This is a genomic window from Parachryseolinea silvisoli, from assembly GCF_021190955.1.
GTDB lineage: Bacteria > Bacteroidota > Bacteroidia > Cytophagales > Cyclobacteriaceae > Ohtaekwangia > Ohtaekwangia silvisoli.
The window spans coordinates 2,106,526-2,123,720 of sequence record NZ_JAIOAO010000001.1 but is presented as its reverse complement, the minus strand read 5'-3'; the positions used below and the strand labels follow the sequence as shown (position 1 = coordinate 2,123,720).

General features: G+C 51.4%; 11 protein-coding genes. 6 read left to right on the top strand and 5 right to left on the bottom strand.

Going from position 1 to position 17,195, the window contains the following annotated elements:
- Positions 1 to 137: 137 nt before the first annotated feature.
- The 3 genes from K7P01_RS08780 (at position 138) to K7P01_RS08770 (ending at position 4,090) form a co-directional block, all read left to right on the top strand.
- On the top strand, positions 138 to 2,069 hold the full coding sequence (locus K7P01_RS08780; RefSeq protein WP_267291939.1) for a hypothetical protein: 1,932 nt from the start codon (positions 138 to 140) through the stop codon (positions 2,067 to 2,069).
- Between the two features lie 73 nt (positions 2,070 to 2,142).
- On the top strand, positions 2,143 to 3,021 hold the full coding sequence (locus K7P01_RS08775; protein ID WP_267291937.1) for a helix-turn-helix domain-containing protein: 879 nt from the start codon (positions 2,143 to 2,145) through the stop codon (positions 3,019 to 3,021).
- An 85-nt stretch (positions 3,022 to 3,106) separates the two neighbouring features.
- Complete coding sequence (locus tag K7P01_RS08770) at positions 3,107 to 4,090, top strand: aldo/keto reductase (RefSeq protein ID WP_267291935.1); 984 nt, start codon at positions 3,107 to 3,109, stop codon at positions 4,088 to 4,090.
- A gap of 61 nt (positions 4,091 to 4,151) precedes the next feature.
- Here K7P01_RS08770 and K7P01_RS08765 read toward each other — a convergent pair whose 3' ends face one another.
- The 4 genes from K7P01_RS08765 to K7P01_RS08750 all read right to left on the bottom strand — a co-directional run bounded on the left by K7P01_RS08765 (position 4,152) and on the right by K7P01_RS08750 (position 11,143).
- Entirely contained in the window at positions 4,152 to 5,591 is a 1,440-nt protein-coding gene (locus tag K7P01_RS08765; RefSeq protein ID WP_267291933.1) for a SusD/RagB family nutrient-binding outer membrane lipoprotein, read from the bottom strand.
- A 12-nt stretch (positions 5,592 to 5,603) separates the two neighbouring features.
- Positions 5,604 to 8,789: a SusC/RagA family TonB-linked outer membrane protein gene (locus tag K7P01_RS08760; protein WP_267291931.1), complete on the bottom strand. Its 3,186-nt coding sequence runs from the start codon at positions 8,787 to 8,789 to the stop codon at positions 5,604 to 5,606.
- Between the two features lie 277 nt (positions 8,790 to 9,066).
- Entirely contained in the window at positions 9,067 to 10,182 is a 1,116-nt protein-coding gene (locus K7P01_RS08755; RefSeq protein ID WP_267291929.1) for a M12 family metallopeptidase, read from the bottom strand.
- Positions 10,183 to 10,363: 181 nt separating this feature from the next.
- Entirely contained in the window at positions 10,364 to 11,143 is a 780-nt protein-coding gene (locus K7P01_RS08750) for a hypothetical protein (protein WP_267291927.1), read from the bottom strand.
- 249 nt (positions 11,144 to 11,392) lie between these two features.
- On the opposite strand from K7P01_RS08750, the gene K7P01_RS08745 reads away from it, so the two are divergent.
- Positions 11,393 to 13,408, top strand: coding sequence for a serine hydrolase (locus tag K7P01_RS08745; RefSeq protein ID WP_267291925.1), 2,016 nt, complete (start codon positions 11,393 to 11,395; stop codon positions 13,406 to 13,408).
- Here the strand turns inward: K7P01_RS08745 and K7P01_RS08740 are convergent.
- Positions 13,405 to 14,010 (bottom strand): SMI1/KNR4 family protein, encoded by a 606-nt coding sequence (locus K7P01_RS08740; RefSeq protein ID WP_267291923.1) that lies wholly within the window; start codon positions 14,008 to 14,010, stop codon positions 13,405 to 13,407. The two genes, K7P01_RS08745 and K7P01_RS08740, sit on opposite strands and share 4 nt — an antisense overlap.
- A gap of 171 nt (positions 14,011 to 14,181) precedes the next feature.
- Between K7P01_RS08740 and K7P01_RS08735 the strand changes: the two genes are divergently transcribed.
- Positions 14,182 to 14,523, top strand: a complete 342-nt coding sequence (locus K7P01_RS08735) for a PadR family transcriptional regulator (protein WP_267291921.1) — start codon at positions 14,182 to 14,184, stop codon at positions 14,521 to 14,523.
- Between the two features lie 3 nt (positions 14,524 to 14,526).
- Positions 14,527 to 17,154: an ABC transporter permease gene (locus K7P01_RS08730; RefSeq protein ID WP_267291918.1), complete on the top strand. Its 2,628-nt coding sequence runs from the start codon at positions 14,527 to 14,529 to the stop codon at positions 17,152 to 17,154.
- Positions 17,155 to 17,195: the final 41 nt, after the last annotated feature.

Here is a 17,195-nt window from a genome sequence, read left to right as displayed (position 1 = left end):
TACTACAAATGATCTACACAACCGCTAAAACACCCGGATAACGACGGTAGATGTGTAGTTTTGTATCATTGTGTATGGTTTGTAGATACTACATGCCATCGTCGTGCTCCATAAACAAACCCTTTCATTCGTATACAATGTATATACGGTCCATTTTTGTAGTTGTCGCGCTATTGGTTACTGTACTGCAACCGGCCAGCGGCCAAACCCTGCTCATAGACTCATTACGCCAGGCATTATTACGCAACGACCTTTCGCCCCAGGAGCATATTGTCACCATGGCGCTACTGGCGCGGGCCCATTCCAGGACCGACGCAGCCGAGGGGCTGGGGATTGCGCAGGACGCCGTGCAACGTGCCTGGAAATTGAAAGACCCGGCCACTACATCGTTTGCATATTCAATCCTGTCGATGTTGCGGTATTACAACGGTGACGGCGAGCCCGCCGCCTACGCCACCCTCGATAGTGCGTTTTATTATGCGCGGCAGTCCCGCCAAAAACGGCCGTTAGGAATTGCCTGGTTCCGCAAAGCCTGGCTTCAAAATATAGAAGGAAAATTTCAGGAGGCTGTAGGCGGCTTCATGGAAGCCCTGAGGAACTTGGACGGTACGAATTCTTTCAACTACGAATCCTCGATATACTATGCCCTGTCCACGGCGCACGGCAACTGGAAAGATCTGCCGCAGCAAGGTAAATATGGCAGGCTGTGCCTGGAAACTGCCCGGAAAAGCGGCGATCTGGATAACATCGCTTCAGCCCACCAGGTGCTCGCCAGCTATTACTTAAACATGTTTCAAAAGGATGAGCGGAAACTACCGTTGCTGGATACAGCGTTGCTGCATTTTCGTAAAGGCGTGGAGGTTTACCTGAAGCATGGAGACAAAATGGTATTTCAAAAGATGCTGCCGATCGTTGCGCTCCACGTCGCAGGGTTGTACCAGCAGTACCCGATCGGTCATCATGCTCAGGATTCGATCGATCGTTATGTTGGGATTGCCATGAAGTCCTCTTCGGCAACCGGGCAGTCGGCGGTAACCTCCATGTGCTATGGCATGTTGAGCGAGTATGAGCTGGGCCGGGGCAACTTCAAGAAGGCAGAGCAGATTCTACTTTCCGGTCTGACGGCCATACAAGAGGCCGACAGCGTGAAGCGGAGCAGGCTCAAGAGCAAGGTGTTGGAAAAGCTCGTGGAAGTAGCCGAGAAACAGGGCGACTATCAAAAGGCATTTCGATACTATCACGACTATCACAGGGTATACGAAGCGTTGTTCGATGCCGAACGATTGGGCATCGTAAAAAAACTGGAAACACAATACCAATCTGAAAAAGATCAGGCGGCCCTGGCATCGCTCCAGCAAGCCAATGCCCTGAATGAAAGGCTCAACCGTGTGTACATTGCATTGTCGGTTACCATAGCGCTGGTGTTGCTGCTCTTGTTGTGGTCGCTCCGCTCGCGCTTGAAGGTAACGTTGCAACAAAAGAAATTGCTGGAAGTAGAAAAGGAGGACGCCGCGCTCATGGCCCAGCTCAAGCAACAGGAAAATAAACAATTGGCCCTCGAGAAACTGGAGGCAGAATTAAAAGCCCGGCTGAAAGAAGAAGAGGCCCTGCGCTTGCAGGCTGAGCAAAAACTGATGCATGAGCGTCAGGGACGGTTACAAAAAGACCTGCTGGCCGGCAGCTTGCAGATCGAGCAGAAAGACGAGCTCTTACAGACCGTGCAAAAGAAGATCGAGGCATCGACCAAAGATCAGACCATCGTGCGGCAGATCAACAGCATCATCGATCAAAACAAAAAAACAGACGAATCCTTTGCCGCCAACCGGGCCGAGTTCGATTCGGTACGCCCGGAGTTCTTCGAGCAACTTAGACAGAAGTCCAACGACACGCTCTCCCGCCTCGATCTCAAGCATTGTGCGTACATCTCCATCGGTTTAACGAACAAAGAGATAGCGCAACGCCTGGCCGTTGCCCCAAAGAGTATATTAATGTCCCGCTATCGCATCAAAATAAAACTGGGTCTCACCAAAGAAGAAGACCTGGATGAGTTTATCGGGAAACTGGGCTGATCTTCCTGCCGGACACCTGGATGGTAATTCTGATAGAGCGATAGTTGAGGATTGATTTTATTAACTTTACCGAATGACTACAGGCACGGTATCGAAAGGTGCAGGATTGCACGCGTCGGATTTAAACGTAAAGGGATTTAAAGTCTACAGGTTTTCCGGCTCCAGCAGCCCGCAGCAGTCTCATAGCCGTCGTGATTTTTATAAGATCGTGTTCGTCACGGGCAAAATGACGATTTCCTACGGCGACCAAACGATCGAGGTGAACGACACGTGCCTGATTCTGATCAATCCGCGGGTACCCCATTCGGTCATTCACCACGCCGAGCGCAAAGGCTACGCCTGTGTTTTTTCCGAAACCTTTATGGCCGGCCGGGAACGTAAGCGATTGTTACAAAGCTCGCCGCTCATGCGCTTTGGCGCCATGCCCGTGGTACACCTGAATGCCGAGCAGGCTGCGTTTATGGCGAGCCTGTACCAACGCATGCTGACCGTTTACCGCGGCGACTATACACAAAAAGCAGAATTGCTCAAGGCCTGTATTGAGCTGGTTGTACACGAGGCATTAACGATTCAGCCACTGCCCCCCGAACCCACGCAGGAAAATGCCGTTACGCGCATCACCCATTTGTTTATGGAACTGTTAGAACGGCAGTTCCCGATTGAAAGCGCCGATGCCCCGCTCAGGCTACGCGCACCACAAGATTTTGCCGAAGGCCTGTCGATACATGTCAACTACCTGAATCGCGCTGTCAAAGCAGTAACAGGCAAACCGACCTCCGTAGTCATCGCCGAGCGGATCATAGCAGAAGCCAGGGCACTTTTGCAACACACCGACTCCAGCATAGCCGACATTGCCTACAGCCTGGGATTTGAATACCCCACCTATTTTAACAACTATTTCAAACGCATGACCGGCATCACACCCAAAGGCTACCGTATCGGCAAGGTTTGAAAATCATACTTCTTGGTTTGATTGTCTTTACCAGTGACCCTTCTTTTCGTCAGAGCTTTGTAAGCATAATCATTCTACAAAGAATATGAAGAAGAGAAAATTAAACGGGCTGGAAGTATCAGCTATTGGTTACGGCTGCATGGGCCTCAGCATGGGCTACGGCACCGCGCCGGATAAGGAAGAGGCCATCCGCCTGATCCATCGCGTCTACGATCTGGGTTGCACATTCTTTGACACTGCCGAGCTCTACGGCATGGGCGCCAACGAGCAGTTGGTGGGAGAGGCGCTGAAAGATCTTCGCGACAATGTTGTGATTGCCACTAAATTCCTACTGACAGAAAAAGGCACCGAATACAATACGACGGGACGATTGATGCAGGAATTAAGAAGTCGGCTGGAGAACTCGCTGAAGAGGCTGGGCACAGACCACGTCGAGTTGTATTATCAACACCGCGTGAACAAAGACATTCCCGTAGAAGACATCGCCTACTGCATGGGCGAGTTCATCAAAGAAGGGAAAATAGTAGGTTGGGGGCAGTCGCAGGCGACTGCGGAAGAAATACGACGCGCACATGCCGTAACGCCATTAACGGCTATACAAAGTGAGTACTCCATCATGGAGCGCAAATTTGAGAAAGACGTTATCCCGGTATGTGAAGAGCTCGGTATAGGTTTTGTGCCCTTCTCGCCTTTGGCCAACGGATTTTTATCCGGCAAGGTCGACCCCGAGACAAATTATACCGGCATGGACGCCCGCCGCGTCATCACCCGCTTTGACAAGGACAACATGATCGCCAACCAGCCGCTGCTGGACGTGATTCGTCAATACGCCGCGACCAGACATGCCACCCCGGCACAGATTTCTCTCGCGTGGATGCTGCACAAAAAAGATTTCATCGTACCCATTCCCGGCTCACGAAACGCCGCGCGCATAGAGGAGAACCTCGGTGCTGCATCCGTTACGTTGACCGATGCCGAGTATGCCGCCATCGAAGCAGAACTGGAAAAGATCGAGGTCCATGGCAACAGGACGGATGAAGATATCGCCAAGCTGAGGTCGATGAAATAAAATGTATAAAAAAGCCTGGAGTCGCGAAGACTCCAGGCTTTTTTATACTTGACTGTATTTCCTATTGCTTATCAAACCACAACCGGGTAGTCAACGCATCGGTGCCCTGTACATTCACCGCATCGCGATAACTTTTCCCATTCAGCGACTGCTCACTGCCCGGATAAATAAACCGTACGGGGATTTTTCCACTCAGCACACCATTCACCGCGGGCGTTAGCTGCGGATAATCCAAGCGTCGCCACTCGCAAAAGGCCTCGGTGCCCTGACCGAACAAGGCGATCCACTTCTGCGTGCCGATAGACTCGCGGTAATTTGCCGCGTTGTATTGTACCGCCGGTTGGTCCAGGTAATCGTTGATGACCGTTGTGTTTATAATGCCAAACTGTTGCAACGACGCGGTAATAGCCTGTTCGTACAACGCTTCGGCATCACCGGTAATAAATTCGCGTTCTACCGCTTCGGCTTGGTTGAACAATACTTCCGAATAGCTCAGCACGACTCCCGGCGCTTCCGATCGTAAGAAATAAGAACCAGGCTTCGATGTTTTGGCCAGGCCAAGGTCACTGGCGGCATCGTTCGTCAAGCCGTTCGGCACACCGATATAAACTTCGGCTGTTGCGGTCTCCGTTGGGCTGGCGAACACCGGCAGGCGCGGATCGCCCAGCGCACGCAGTGTCTCTATCATCGTGCGGCTGACGCGGTAGTCGTTACGCGTTTCAAAGTTCAGGGCGATGGGATTCTGGTTCGGCGAGCTGGAATATACCAGGCGGGCAAGTTCGTCATTGCTGCTGATGATCGGTTTACCTTGCAGGTCGGTGATCACCTCGCGTGCTTTATCTTCCGCCTGATCGGCAATGCGCAGGGCGTAACGCAGGCGTAAGGCGTTGCCGAACTTGATCCAGTTGGCAATTTTGCCGTTGTATAGAATGTCACCGGCGATAGCGTCACCCTCTGGATCGAGAAGCTCCACCGCAGTCTTCAAATCATCCAGGATTCCCGCGTATACAACGTCCTGGCCATCGTACCCCGGTGCCAGTTGATCCGTTATTTGAAGAGCTTGTCGATAGGGAACCGCGCCGTAAAGGTCGGTGAGGTTGGCGAACAGCCACGAACGCAAAATAAGCGCCACGCCTTTGTAGTTATCGTTACCGGATTCTTCCGCCAGCGTGGTAATCTCGGCCAGGTCGGCGAGGCCGACAGAATAGAAACCCTTCCAGGTCGATTCAAAGCTGGTGTTCGTGTACCGGTATCGGTCGGGGTCTGTGTACTGAATCTTGGCAAAGTGCTGCACAAAGAGCAATGTGCTGTTCATGTTGTTGTCAACGCCCCAGTAGGTGTCTACCGACGCCTTGATCGCGTTTGTTAGCAAATAGTCGGGTTGAGGGTGCAACGCCTCGTTTGGGTTAATGTTGGTGTCCGTCAGGTCGTCGCCACACGCCACGGCCAGCGCCGCGACAACAACAAGGGATATAAGGTTTTTGATATATCGGGTATTCATAGAGATCGTCAATTAAAAGTTCAACGTAATGTTAAAACCATAGCTGCGGGTAGTCGGCAGCTGTAAGTCTTCCAGGCCTTGCGCGTTGCTGGTGCTAAGCGCTGTCTCCGGATCGATGTGTGGCGCGTCTTTGTGAATGATCCACAGGTTGCGACCGACGAGCGACACCGTGGCCGACTGCAACCCCACACGGCGTGTGAGCGAAGACGGTATAGTATAGCCGAGCTTTACTTCGCGCAACTTTACAAAGGTGGCATCAAAGGTATTGTACTCACCATTGACAGCCAGCGTTTTGTAATAGAGCGGTGCCGGCGCAATAGTCGTGTTGGGGCTACCGTCGGCCGTTACGCCGTTAAACAATATACCGTCGTGATACACTGTCTCGCCATTCGGCGCCGAAGCGCTGTGATCGGGCAGCGCCACGGGCGTCGTGCCGGTATCGTCGCCTGCAAAGTAGTAGGGCAGGCCGCCGTGCTCAGCATCGCGCCCGTTCAGCGTTTCTGCCAGCACGCCGGTTTGGAGACCCGTCGAGCGTGTGCCCGAGTATATCTGGCCGCCCATGCGCACATCCACCAGGAAGCTCAGGCTAATGCCTTTATACGACACGGCGTTGTTGATGCCGCCGATCCAATTTGGTGTAAACCGGCCCAGCACTTTGTTACTCGGATCGATCGCCGGCGTGCCATCCGCGCTCACGACGATCTGACCTTTATCGTTACGCAGGAAGCCCGGGCCAAACAGCACGCCGTAAGGCTCGCCTACACCTGCGCGCACCTCTACGCCATCCGAGCCCAGACGATATGACTGTAAAAATCCTTCTTTGTCCAGCTCCACCACTTTGCTCACGTTCTTTGCCCAGTTTACATTCACCTCCCAGCGAAAGCCGCCCGACGTAATGACCGGCACACCGGTAAGCTGCAATTCCACACCGCGGTTCTCGATCTCGCCCGCGTTGATGAGTTTGGAAGTATACCCCGTGCTGGGGCTCACGTCAACGTTCAGGATCTGATTCTTACTGCGCGTGAAATAGTAGCTGGCGTCTACGGTGATGCGGTCGTCGAGGAAGCTGGCTTCAACACCGGCTTCTGTCGATGTAGTGGTCTCCGGCTTCAGGTCGGCGTTCAGGTATTTGTCCGAAACCGTCAGGCGCGGACTGCTGCCAAAGGGAACGCTAAACGGATAGGTATTCAGCAGCTGATACGGATCGGCATCCTTCCCTACTTTAGACCAGCCGGCTCGTACTTTTACAAACGACACCGTGTTGCTGGCAAAGCCCAGCGCTTCAGACAATACCACACTGGCGTTAACAGAAGGATAGAAATACGAATTGTTATTCGAAGGCAGGGTACTAGACCAGTCGTTGCGCGCCGTCAGGTTCAGGAACGCATAATTGCGGAAACCCACCTGGCCGGAAGCAAACAAGCTATAGATCTTTTGGCGGCTATAGAAGTTGGTAGACTGCAGCGGGTCGCGCGAGTTGTTCAGCGTATAGACATCTTTCACCGCCAGGCGTGGCGCGAACTGGTTGTTCTCTTCCTGGAATCGGTATTGATAGTTGGCACCGCCCAGCACATCCAGGTTAAAGTCCGGTGTAAGGTCTTTTTTATAGTTCAGGGTAAACTGCGTGTTGTTTTCATTTACCGCGTAGCCAATCTCCTGGTACGAACCAAACGGCGTACCGTTGGTGCCATAGGCTATCCGGATCTTGCGTCGGTCGTTGTAGAGGTCATTGCCCGTGCGGAAGTTGGCGGTAAGACCTTCCACAATCTTATAGTTCAGGTTCACGTTACCAAAGAACCGATCGCGGCGTTGGCCTACAGTGTTTTCATACGCTACCCAATACGGATTGCTGTAATAGCTGTTATTCCAGTTAAATGTGTTGCCATCGGCGTCTTTATAATCCTTCAGGCGGTTGATATCTACCTGCCGCCCAAACCAGGTAAACTGCAGCATCGTGCTGGTAGCCCGTCGGCCAAAGGTGCCCGGTAAGTTGTCCGACTCCGTCCGTATAAAATTCGCACTGGTGGATAACACTAACTTCGGGTGCAGCGTATAGCTGGCGTTGACGCTAAACGAGTTCTTGGTCTGATCGGTATTCGGCACAACACCTTTCTGCTTGGAGTTGTTATACGAGAATCGATAGTCGAAACCTTCTTTCGCCCCGGAAATAGCGACGCCGTTGTTGATCGTATGTCCCGTGACAAAGAAATCCTTTACGTTGTCGGGGTGCGGTAAAAATGGTACAGCCTCACCGTTGGAATAGAATTGCGGGATCAGTCTGCCGTCCATCTTCGGGCCCCAGCTTTCATCAACACCGTCGTTCACACCACCGCCTTTGCCGTCCACATACGAGAACTCGCCGCCGGCTCCCTGGCCATAGACATTCTGATAATCGGGCAATACCAGCAGGCGCTCAAACGTAACCCCCGATGTAACCGCTATACCCAGGCCACGTTTGCCGCCCCGTCCTTTTTTTGTATTGATAATGATCACGCCGTTAGCCGCACGTGAGCCATACAACGCCGCGGCATTAGGGCCCTTTAACACACTGATAGACTCGATGTCTTCCGTGTTGATATCGGAAATAGCATTCGGAAAATCACGTGAAGCGTCGGACTTCGTGAGCTGTGAGTTATCGACCGGCAGACCGTCGACCACAAACAACGGCTGGTTGTTACCGGCGATAGAGGTCTCGCCACGGATCACAATACGCGACGAACCTAAGTTCCCCTGGCTATTCGTAACACGCACCCCGGCAACTTTGCCCGACAGCGCATTCACCAGGTTGTTTTCGCGCGCCTCGCTCAGCTGGTTGGATTTTACCTCTTGCACGGTATAGCCCAGCGACTTCTTCTCCTTGCTGATGCCCAGGGCCGTCACGACGACTTCTTCGAGCTTGCCCTCGTCATCTTGTAACGTGGTGGTAATCGTCGACTGATTTCCTACCGGCACTTCGACATTTTTATAACCGATATACGAAAACAATAATACATCCGACGGGGTGACTTGAAGGACGAACTTACCATCGGCGTCCGTCTGAACACCCCGGGTAGTACCCTTCACAATAACGTTAGCACCGGGCAACGGCGTGCCGTCGGTACCAATAACAGTCCCTTCCACGGTCTTGTCCTGTGCCCAGGCAGAGGTCGTGACCAATAAAAAAAAGACAATACAAATCCTTCGTACAAATTTTTCCATTGCACTTGCTTTAAGTAATGAGTGTTACGTTTTAAAAAATAGGTTAGGAGCCCAGGTGGTGGGTAAATGGGTGGGACAAAAGTATTACATTTCTAATGCCTACCAAAATTGTGGATTAATAAATAAGGAGAAGCCAACCCCGGGGCATTGATAATCAGTAAGATGAATCATGAAAAAAAATATCAGACGTGCACGCGCACGAGTCGGGATATAAATTTGGCGCGAGTCGATCTCCCCCAGAATGGAGTAGCCATAAGACTCGCGCCAGAGAATAGATTTAAATCACCATCAACGATCCCATTCCTTCACTACTCGAATAGAATAATCTAACGCGCACAATATACTCACGCCCCTTAATCAGTCGTAAATGAAGCTTGGAGTTTAGGTTTGTTCCGCTATCGTCGTCTCCTGCGATATAAACTTCTTCGCTTCCTTGTCGTTCGAACAATACCATCACAGTATCCAGCGCGCCAAATGTTTGGATCTTATACCTCCTGTTGACCGTGGGTTTAAAAATGAAATTCTTCTGCTCACCCGGCTTGATGTCGAGCGTCGCCGATTTGCCAACCGTCAACTTCGTATAGTCCGCCGGCGCCAGGGGTGGATAAAACTTCTTGACAAATTCTTTATCCTTCGCCGACAGACCACCTGCCGGGAAAATTCCATTTTTGAAGGCAGCAGGTTCTTTGATCAGGCCCGCTTCAAAAGGATAGTGCATGACCGAGTTCGGATCGTGTGTAGACCCTTCCACTTCGTTCACCGGTAACTTTCGAATGATGTTGTGAAAGGTCGTTTCGCGGCTCCAATTATTCGGCGGCGCTGCCAGTGCGGCATAGACCGCATCTTCGTCCCATACAATGCCGGCGTTGGGGTTTTGGTGTTCGTGCGGTGCGCCCAGGGTGTGGCCAATTTCGTGAATGGCGGTGTCGATGTCGTTGGCGATGCTCCAGCCAAAGTTCATGGTTCGCTCATTCGGCGAACCGGCCACGTCAATAATGTCGCGGCCCACATACGACCACGAGCCGTCGCCGCGCATAAAGCCGATTCGGATCTCTGCATCTTCCTTGTTGCTCACCTCTTCGAACTCCAGGCCGATGCCCTGTTTCTTCCACGTAGCAAAGGCCTCTTTGACAACATTCTTTTGTGTCGCGTCGCCTTTCCACGAAGCAGGCGAGCCATCGCTGCCGGTAAAGAAATAATACCGCAGCTTGGTGCCGTTGACCCATTTCCGGTCCGACACCAGGATCATCGCCGCCCGGAAACCGCTTACGTCCGCGGCGAACGTCCGCGGCGGTGTTAATACAAGTGTACAATACTTAGGATGCGCGACCGCGCTGCCATTACTGGCTGCTGCGCTCTTAACAGAGGAGGAGGGGGAGGTTTTTTTGACCATACATGTAGGGGTTAAAAATAAAAGCCCATCCATCTGCCGGTGATGACAGATAGATGGGCTCGTCAATAAGTATATGAAATTCCAGAATTACCGTTGCAATTGCAAGTGGCCGGAAACGAAACGGGATTTTTCCTGTACTATCTCCGTGAGAAAGTATAATTATACACGTATGGTTCTGTCATTAACATCCTATCGGCACTTCAAAGACAATAAATCTTTCCACCGTAATACCCGAGGTATATGTCAGAACAACTTTCAGATTAATACGGCTGATGGAAACACCGCAAGGAATCCCCCGCGGGCCAGTACACTTCGCGGCCGACTCCGTCCACGTATTTGTCTTACCGCCAAAGGCATCTTTGACAGCCTGGACGATTTCGTCACGTGTTACATCGGGGAATTGTTCAAAGTCCGCATCGTTATACTCTACTGTTTTAAGACTGCCGTCTGCGATCTCTAACTTTTCCCAGTCGCCAACATAATGCTTCCACTCCAGAAGAGTGATGACAGGGCCCTCGCCCATCACGAAGAGGCTGGTTTCATAATTTTGAAAGACCTCTACGTGCTGAATAGAAGAGTCGGTTTTGATAGTATACGTCTGCCCGGATATCTGACTGGACAAACCGAGATCAACGACGATGGTGTCTTTATGGACTACGTCAAAATAACCTTTGTTGTTGTGGAGTCCTTCGAATGCGGCCGTCATGGAGAAGTTCTCGAACTGCAACAGAATGGTCGTGAGCGAGGGGGCGGTCCGGGGAGCTTCCGGGACAACTGCATTGTTCGGATTTCGTGCCGGCTGCTCGTTTACGCCGGTTGAGTCGGTTTGTTCCGTGGTACCACGTTCTTGCGTGTTTGTACAAGACGCCAGGATCGCAACAAAAGCAAGTATGTGGGCGGATTGGATTATACTATAAAACGCGTTGCAACGATAGGCTAGAGTACAGGCTGTAAATTTCATTGTCCAACAATAAGTAAAACACCAGCATAAATCAAGTGTTAGTGATCGCACGCAGCGACGAGGGCATTTTTTGGTGGAGTAGTTCATAGTCGGACAAACAACGTCCGCGACTGAACGTTCATTATCCGGACTACCGCTCTGGATCTACTGAAACGGTATCCGGAACTCGAGTCAGGCGATTGGTTGGGTATTTGTTACATATTTTTTACCGGGTTTGTAACCATTCCACAAATTACCGGTCTAATCATTATGGAGAATAGATACATCGGCCTGAAGAACATGGCGCAGCTGGGTTGCTGCCTGTTGCTCATTCTTATAAGTACGCGTGTTACGCTGGCCCACAATGGCGCCAGCGCCCTGGTATATCCCCTTAGGAATATAAAAATCGATGGCGACCTAAGCGACTGGACAGGAGTAAAGAGGCGCATATTGGCTCTGGCGCAATCTGATATAAAACCCCAGAATGCGGAAGACTTCTCCGGCTATTTTATGATCGGCTACAATCTGGGGGAAAAGACCCTCTATGTAGCGATCGAGATCACGGATAGCGACTATGTCGTCGATACTACCCGGCAGGTAGGCTGGAACACGCAGGATGGTGTGCAGGTATGCCTCGATGTCCGCCACCTTGTGGAGGGCTCGGGTGTTACCGCGTATAGTTATTCCGAAACACGAAAATATATCGACACCAACAAATGGGATACCGCTACCAAGCAAATCGTGTGGGACAAAGCAGACATAAAGATGGTCCGAAAAGGCAACAAGCGGACGTATGAATATAAGATCTATTTGGGCGATGCGCTTCAGCCCGGCCGCTCGATGGGGTTTGATATGCTGGTGTTCGATAAAGATGCCGACGGCTTTGGCTGGAATGCCTGGGGCGATGGCGAAGGCAAATACCAGAACTCCCATGCACTCGGTGATATTGTTTTTATGAAAGAAAATGAAAAAGAAGGCACCCTAACCGGGCAGATGAAAATTGTAAATACCCACAAGATCAAAGTACCGGCACGGCTGCGGTTCACCGCTACCGCATCGCCCCAGACATGGATCGTCACATCGGTTGACTCGCTCGGAAACTACTCCACACAACTCCCGGGTGGCAGTTATACCGTGGCACTTTCCGAAAAATACATCCCCGAAGAAGCCCACGTATACACCCTTTCGATGCCGTCACAACCCAACGTAAAAGTAAAACCCAGCGGCCTCGTAAAGATCCCGGCATTCAGCGCCACCGTTACAGAAGCACCCGACCTGGTCCCCGACAAAGGTGTTCTACCGACGTTTGACAATCAGTCGGCGCGTACCATCGATAACTTTATCGAAACCTATCAACAATACTATAAAATCCCTGGGGTGTCGCTGGCCCTGATAAAAGATGGCAAGGTGATCTATCACAAAGTATACGGTGTTAAAAACAGCATGACCCAGGCGCCGCTAAACGACAGTACCCTGTTCGAAGCGGCCTCCATTACCAAACCCGTCTTCGCCTACGCTGTACAACGTCTCGCCGAGCGCGGCCTGATCGACCTCGACAAACCACTTTACCAATACCTGCCCTTCAAAGACATCGAGTACGACGACCGGTATAAGCTTATCACCGCGCGCCATGTAATCACCCATCGCACAGGTTTTCCCAACTGGCGCGATGGAAAACTGGTGATAAACTTCACCCCCGGTACGCAGTTCGGTTATTCCGGCGAAGGATTTCAATACCTGCAGATGGTTGTGAAAAGCATCACCGGCAAAAGCACCATACAGATGTTGACAGAAGAAGTACTGGACCCGCTGGACATGCACCACACCTTCTTCGCCCGGAACGACCGCCTGATGAAGCTCGTATCCACCGGTCATTTTAACAACATCCCTTCTTCCGACGATCCGACGGAGGCACCCGGCATGGCGTTTAGCATGCATACCGAGGCCCTCGAGTTTACGCACTTCATGCTTCAGCTCTTAAATCAAAAAGGCCTGTCGCCCGCCACCTATGCAAACATGCTGAGCGAACGCTCGCCTTATCCTCCAAAGGATGGTGAAGAGAAGCCCAAATACAAAGTATACATGGGCGAGAGTCTGGAAGTCCGCGAGTCACCGTTCGGTCAGGTTTTCGGCCACGGTGGCAACAACGGCGATTTCCGTTGTCAGTTCGAAGTATATAAAGATGCCAGGATGGGATATGTGATTTTTACCAATTCCAGTACGGCGTATCCGCTGATTGAAAAGATGCGTTCGGTGCTGGTGGAAGGGATAACGCGGAAATTTTAATCACGATTGGGATTGTCCAGTATTTCGACAGTGGCATAAAATTCGCCTTCTATTAATTCCCGGAAAGATTTATACCGATGGGCCCCTGGATACCAATTGGCATATATCCAGGCCTCCCATTCCTCGCCGAATTTTACGTTCGGGTTTAATAAGATCACGGAGCCGTCAACCCATTCTGAGATTTGAAGTGTTTCCTTCAGAAACTCTGACTTTAGATTCTCGGTCTGTTGTTCTTCACCATAAACATAGTAGTCTTCATCCGACACAGGATAATCAAACTGGCTGATGATCTCGATAAACTCGGGATCTTTATCTTTTAGCCACCCCACGTCTGAGACTGGACACAGATTGCCTGCAAAAAGAGATATTTGGCGGAACCCATTGCTTGTCAGGAGAAATTCCCGGTATGAATGGGGAAAAGCCATGCCGAGCGATTTTTCCTTAGCCTCGATGGATTCCAGGGTCGCCCCCTCAAACCCCAACCAATCTTCGGCAACAGCTGCTTTGTCGTAATATGTCATATTTTCGACTACTCGGGTATAGATAGTAGCGCTCATCGTTTGCAGTAGTTTTTTCCAGTCTTGATTTTTTGCGGCATCCATGAGATTGAATTTTTCTGTGATGAAAATAGTCATTTCCAGCCCAAATCCGCACAAAAACTGTTCAACTCCGAACAATCCTGAACACCCTACCGTCTTTCCGGGCGCCTGGAAAGCCCTTTCCGCTCTGGCACGATTGTTATTCCTACATTTAGATAATATTAATGCCTTTCCATGAAGAAATATCAGCTGGGAGAGTTTGAAGAGGTAGTTATACTCACCATCGCGGTGCTAAACAACGACGCCTACAGCGTGGCCATCAAAGACGAGATCGAGTCGCGCATGGCGCGCAACGTCAGCATGGGCGCACTCCATACCGCGTTGAAGCGCATGGAAGAGAAAGGCTATCTGCGCTCGTATGCCGGCGAGGGGACGGAAGAACGCGCCGGTCGCCCCAAGCGCTATTTCGAGATCACTGCGCTGGGCAAGCGCGCAGCACAATACGCCCGGGATACACGCGAGGAGCTTTGGCGTGCCATTCCCAAGTCAGTATGGCAAGTAAGCATGGGAGGGTAATACATGAAAAAAAATACGACAACGCCGCCCGCATCGTTCCAGCGATTCTTTCGCTGGTACTGCCATCCGGACCTGCTCGACTATATCGAAGGCGACCTGCTGGAAGTCTACGGCAGGCGTGTAAAAAAACTGGGAAAACGAAAAGCGGATTTGAAATTTATCATCGATGTCTTGCTGCTCCTGCGGCCGGGCATCATCCGGTCACGAAGACGTCAACTAACAACCCCATACGGTATGTACAAAAGCTATTTTAAAATCGGGTGGCGAAACCTGCTTGGTAACAAGGCCTATACCCTCATTAATATGGCCGGACTGGCGTCGAGCGTAGTGTGCGCCATTTTTATATTTTCGTTTGTCCGGCAACACCTCGCTGTCGACAACTTCCATCCGTACCCGGAGCGTACCTATCGTGTCGTTACCGAACTTCACCGCGATGTGGTCGCTTATCAAAGCAACGTGCCCTCGCCACTCGGTGAGCACTTCCGAAATGATTATACTTATGCCGAGAAGATCGCCCGTGTCTATACCGAATCGGATGCGCTCATTACACTCCGGAAGGAAAACGAGCTTGTAAAGTTCAAAGAAACGGGCGGCATCGCGTTTACCGAAGCAGCATTTTTTGACATCTTTCATTTTCCGCTGCTAAAAGGCAGACCTGCTACTGTTCTGACGGAGCCCAACACCGCCATACTCACCGAGCGCATGGCCCGCAAATTGTTCGGCGAGAAAGACCCGGTCGGTGAGGTATTTTGGTTTCAAAACCGCTTTCCTTTTACGGTCACCGGTGTCCTCCAGGACCTGCCCGCCAATACCGACATCCGCAGTGAGATCTTCGTATCATACCCTTCGCTCCGGACATTCGACCCCTGGTTGTCCGACGACACAGATGGTTGGGGTGGTATTCGCGATGGCATGAAATGTTATGTCGTCTTGAAACCCGGCGTTCCGACGGCACAGGTAGAAGATGTATTGTCGGCGTATGTCAAGAAATTCCGTCCTACCAGCAAGAACGTGCATCACTATAAATTGCAGCCCCTGCGTGATGTACACTTTAATGCACAGTACGGCGGTCCTGTGGCAAAAAGCAAACTATGGGTAATCTTAATCATTGGCGCCTTTCTGATCATTACCGCATGCGTGAATTTTATTAACCTGGCCACGGCGCAGGTATTGCGACGGTCGAAAGATGTAGGGGTCCGAAAGACATTGGGTAGCTCCAAAAGCCAGCTCTTCGGGCAGTTCATGGTCGAGACGGCCCTGATCACCTTTGCCGCCATTGCTTTCGCGGCGATGTTGGCGTATATTCTCTTCCCATATATCAATGCCTTTTTTCAAACACACATACAAATCGACTTGTTCTCCGACCCCACATTGCTGCTCTTTATGCTGGGTGTGGGCGTCGGCGTCACGTTCCTGGCCGGGTACTATCCTGCCGCTGTGCTGGCCGGCTTCCAACCCGTCGCCGCCTTAAAGGGAAAGCTGTTACACCAACGCCGGGGTGGATTCAACACACGACGTACGTTGATCGTCGCACAGTTTGTTATTGCCCAGGTGTTGATGATCGGCATGCTGGTGATTATGAATCAAATGCGCTTTGCCCGGCAATCCGATCTCGGGTTTGATAAAGAAGCGATTGTGATGGTCGCTGTAGGAAGGGACTCCACCCGTACAATAGCCACCACGTTTAAGAATGAGATTGCGCGTATACCGGGTGTAGAAAAGGTCGCACTCTGTTATGCCGCACCTTCGTCCAACATCGACTGGGGTAACTCGATCCGGTTTGAGAACAGCACCGAGGAGGTTAACTTCCGCACGAGTATAAAATCGGCAGACGCCGACTATTTATCGACCTTCGGCCTCACCCTCGTAGCCGGCCGGAACCTCGTACCGTCAGACACCGTCAGAGAAATGCTGATAAACGAAGTCATGGTCCGCAAGCTCGGCTTATCCTCCGCCGAAGATGCACTCGGCCGGCATATCGCGGCCAACGGCGGCCGGATGAAAGGTGCCATTGTCGGCGTGCTGAAAGACTTCCACGACAAATCGTTTCACGAAGAGATCAGTCCGGTATTGATAACAACCTACACCGAAGACTATAGTAACTATGCCGTCAAGATCGACCTGGCGAGTGCACGCAGCGTGCTGGCCACCATCGAAGAGAAATGGCTTGAACTACATCCCGATCAATTGTTCGAATACGAATTCCTCGACGACAGCATTGCCGGGTTCTATACGGCTGAGGAAACAAGCCTGAAGCTAATTCAAACCTTTTCCCTCATTGCCATCTTTATCGGCTGCCTGGGACTTTACGGCTTGGTGTCGTTTATGATCGCACAAAAAACAAAAGAGATCGGCATCCGCAAGGTGCTGGGGGGTACCGTGACCCACATCACCTGGCTCTTCGGAAAAGAGTTTATACAGCTGATTGTTATTGCCTTTCTGATCGCGACGCCCATCGGGTGGTGGGGCATGCGCCAATGGTTACAAGACTATAAATTCCAGGTTCCCCTCGATGCCGCCACATTTCTCTGGGCATTTGGCGGATCCTGCTTCGTAGCGGCGTGTACCATTGGTTACCAGGTATTAAAAACCGCAGGTACCAATCCTGTAAAGTCATTGCGAACGGAATAGAAGCGTTAGCGTGGCCGCTACGCCTTATCGTAACGGTCTAA